This window comes from Mesorhizobium sp. M1A.F.Ca.IN.020.06.1.1 (assembly GCF_004023265.1).
GTDB lineage: Bacteria > Pseudomonadota > Alphaproteobacteria > Rhizobiales > Rhizobiaceae > Mesorhizobium.
On the sequence record NZ_RZSR01000743.1, the window covers coordinates 1 to 3056 of the forward strand.

The 3056-nt window shown below is 64.8% G+C and carries 4 protein-coding genes; 3 read left to right on the plus strand and 1 reads right to left on the minus strand.

What is annotated here, in order from left to right:
• The first annotated feature begins 4 nt into the window (after positions 1-4).
• From EOA60_RS26170 to EOA60_RS26180, 3 genes are read left to right on the plus strand one after another with little or no spacing between them, the layout of a single operon-like run.
• On the plus strand, positions 5-886 hold the full coding sequence (locus EOA60_RS26170) for an ABC transporter permease (protein ID WP_128312121.1): 882 nt from the start codon (positions 5-7) through the stop codon (positions 884-886).
• Positions 883-1704, plus strand: coding sequence for an ABC transporter permease (locus EOA60_RS26175; RefSeq protein ID WP_095799857.1), 822 nt, complete (start codon positions 883-885; stop codon positions 1702-1704). Before EOA60_RS26170 ends, EOA60_RS26175 begins: the two co-directional genes overlap by 4 nt.
• A 37-nt stretch (positions 1705-1741) precedes the next feature.
• Positions 1742-2815: an ABC transporter ATP-binding protein gene (locus EOA60_RS26180; RefSeq protein WP_095824185.1), complete on the plus strand. Its 1074-nt coding sequence runs from the start codon at positions 1742-1744 to the stop codon at positions 2813-2815.
• Here EOA60_RS26180 and EOA60_RS26185 read toward each other — a convergent pair.
• Positions 2779-3056 (minus strand): FAD-dependent oxidoreductase (locus tag EOA60_RS26185; RefSeq protein WP_206628245.1); only part of this gene is annotated, 278 nt, incomplete at its 5' end. The genes EOA60_RS26180 and EOA60_RS26185 overlap by 37 nt on opposite strands.

Here is a 3056-nt window from a genome sequence, read left to right on the forward strand (position 1 = left end):
GCGCATGGCGAGAGCCAGACGAGGTGCCCTTCTGCAGTCGGAAGCCGTCCAGGGCATTGCGCTGATCAGCCCGACTTTCCTTTACGCGCTCATCCTTCTCGTCCTGCCGATCCTGGTTGTTATAGCCCATTCCTTCTGGACGCAGGACTACCTGACCATCGACCACACATTCACGCTGGAGAATTATCGGATCGCGCTGACCGAGCCGATCTACCGCGACCTGCTCTGGCGCTCGCTCTACATCTCGCTGACGGTCAGCCTGCTCACCGTGCTGCTCGCCTATCCGATCGCCTATTTCATTTCCTTCCATGGCGGCCGCCAGAAGAGCCTCTGGCTGTTCCTCATCACCATCCCGTTCTGGACCAGCTACCTGCTGCGCGTGATGTCGTGGAAGGTGATCCTCGGCTACAACGGCGTGCTCAATTCCGGCCTGATGGGCCTCGGCATCATCGACGAGCCGTCGACTGCGCTGCTCTACAATTCCAGCGCCGTCATCATCACGCTGACTCACGCCTGGGCGACCTTCGCCATCCTGCCGATCTTCGTTTCGCTGGAGAAGGTCGACCGCACCCTGGTCGAAGCGGCGACCGACCTCGGCGACGGGCCGCTGCGCTCCTTTCTGCGCGTGACCTTGCCGCTGTCGGCGCCAGGCGTCATCTCAGCGGCGCTGATCGTCATGATCCCGACCGTCGGCGACTACGTCACGCCGAAGCTGGTCGGCGGCAAAGACGGCGTCATGATCGCCAACGCCATCCAGGCGCAATTCGGCAAGGCGTCGAACTGGCCGCTCGGCGCAGCACTCTCCGTCACCACCATGGTCATCGTCTCGCTGATGGCCGGCGCCGCGGTGCTGGTCATCCGCGCGTTGCAGAGGCTGGCGCGATGACGGCGATCAGACGTTACCTGCCAAGCTGGCTGTCGAGCTACGCCGCGCTCTACATCCTCTTCCTTTATCTGCCGGTGATCTTCCTGCCGATCTTCTCGATCAACACCGCGGCGACGCCGAAATTCCCGCTCTCAGGCGTCACGCTGCATTGGTACCAGGACCTGCCGCGCACGCCGGCGCTGATCGACGCAACCTGGAACAGCTTGGTTGTCGGCGCCTCGGCCGCTATCCTGTCGACCGTGTTCGGCATTCTCGCTGCCCGTTCGATCACCCGCTACCGCTATCCCGGCCGCCGCACCGTCAACGGGCTGATCATGGCCCCGCTGGTGCTGCCCGAGGTCATCGTTGCCATCTCGATGCTCCTGGTGATGCTGCAACTGGGCTTGAGCCTGTCGCTGTTCACGGTCGTGCTTGGGCATGTGCTGGTCTGCATTCCCTATTCGATGACGGTGCTGACCTCCGGCTTCGAAGGCTTCGACCGCAGCCTCGAGGAAGCCTCCGCCGATCTCGGCGAAAGCGCCTTCGGCACCTTCCGGCGCGTGACGCTGCCGATGGTGGCGCCGGCGATCATCTCCAGCCTGCTGGTCTGCTTCACCATCTCGCTCGACGAGTTCATCATCGCCTTCTTCCTCACCGGCACCGAGGCGACGCTGCCGATCTACATCTGGGGACAGCTGCGCTTCGCGGCCAAGCTCCCCGGCGTGCTGGCGCTCGGTACCTTGTTGTTGGCGGCGTCCTTCGTGCTGATGACCGTTGCCGAGATCCTGCGCCGCCGCGCGGCGAGACGCACCCAGAACGAGGGAGGCCTCTATGCTTGAGCGGGTCCAATCCGAGCGAACGATGTCCGATCGCGCCATGATCGAGATCCGCGACGTCACGCGCAGCTACGGCGCGTTCAAGGCGTTGGATAATGCATCGCTCGTGATCAGGGAGGGCGAGTTCTTCTCGCTGCTCGGCCCGTCCGGCTGCGGCAAGACCACGCTTTTGCGCATGATCGCCGGCTTCGATACGCCGACCAGCGGCTCGATCGCCGTCGACGGCCAGCCGATGGACGGCATTCCCGCCAACCGGCGTCCGACCAACATGGTCTTCCAGAGCTACGCGATCTTTCCGCATCTCAATGTCGAGCAGAACGTCGCCTACGGGCTGAAGCGGCTGAAACTGCAGGGCGGCGAAGAAAAGCGCCGCGTCGAGGAGGCGCTGGCGCAGGTGTCGCTGACCGGCCTTGGCAAGCGCCGCGCCACCGAACTCTCCGGCGGCCAGCGTCAGCGCGTGGCGCTGGCCCGCGCGCTGGTCATGCGTCCCAAGGTGCTGCTGCTCGACGAGCCGCTATCGGCTCTCGACAAGAAGCTGCGCGAGCAGATGCAGGTCGAGTTGCGCCGGCTGCAGCAGGCGGTAGGCATCACCTTCGTGCTGGTCACGCACGACCAGTACGAGGCTTTGGCCATGTCGGACCGCATCGCCGTGATGTTCGGCGGCCGTGTCGCGCAGGTCGCCTCGCCCAAGGAAATCTACCAGCGCCCGGTCAACCGCCAGGTCGCCGACTTCCTCGGCGGCATGAATTTCGTCAAGGCCGAGATCGTCGAGGAGAACGGCGCGTCCTTGGTTGTCGACACGCTTGGCTTCGGGCGTGTGAGGACCGACAAGCCGAAGGCCTTCGTCCGCAACGGCGGCGCGGCGACGCTCGGTATCCGGCCGGAGCGGCTGCGCGTGCTCTGGGACAATGCGACGGCCAAGTTCGAGGTCGCCGGCAAGGTGGTCGAGCGCCACTATTTCGGCGAGATCACGCATCTGATCGTCGAGATCCCGGGGCTGGAAAAGCCGCTCTCGGTGACCGAGACCAATGATTTCGGCGCCGACGACATTCCGGTCGGCGCGCCGATCCGTCTCGCCTACGACCCAGAGGCCCTGGTGGCGATGGCGGACTGAAGCCGCGCCAAAATCTTCCCGGCGGCGATGTGCCCGGCCACGATCGCGCCCTCGACATAGGCGGGGAAGGACGGCGACACTTCCGACGACGCAAAATGGATCGGCGGCGCGCCGGCAAGAATCGTGCGCTCGGCATCTCTTGCCGTCACGTCGACGATGAGATCGCTATAGGCGCCGCCGCTCCAGCGGTCATGCGTCCAGTCGCGCTGGCTGAAATCGAGAATATCGGCCGCGTCCGGAC